1 protein-coding gene is annotated in these 269 nt (G+C 72.1%); it reads right to left on the bottom strand.

Features of this window, described 5'->3' with window-relative positions:
* Nucleotides 1-252, bottom strand: a 252-nt coding sequence (locus tag RB628_RS42050; protein WP_318325846.1) for a hypothetical protein, incomplete at its 3' end; no start/stop codon positions are given.
* Between the last annotated feature and the right edge of the window lie 17 nt (nucleotides 253-269).

Genomic DNA, 269 nt, shown 5'->3' with positions numbered 1-269 from the left:
CGGGACAAGCCGGGCGTTGCAGCACAGGACCGCCACCCGGAGCAGCTCGCGCACCTGCGCCGCGTCGGCGACCTCTCCGCCCGGGGCGTACCCCACACCGGTCACCGCGTGCGTCGCACTGCCTGCCCACACCCGGGTGACGGTCATCTCGGCCTGCGTGAGTGTCCCGGTCTTGTCGGTGCACACCACCGTGGTCGACCCGAGCGCCTCCACGGCCAGCAGCTGCTTGATCAGAGCATGGCGGCGCGCCATCCGCCGTACACCGATCG

Origin of the sequence: Streptomyces sp. ADMS (assembly GCF_033441795.1) — a bacterium.
GTDB lineage: Bacteria > Actinomycetota > Actinomycetes > Streptomycetales > Streptomycetaceae > Streptomyces.
This window is presented reverse-complemented; position numbering and strand designations above follow the sequence as displayed.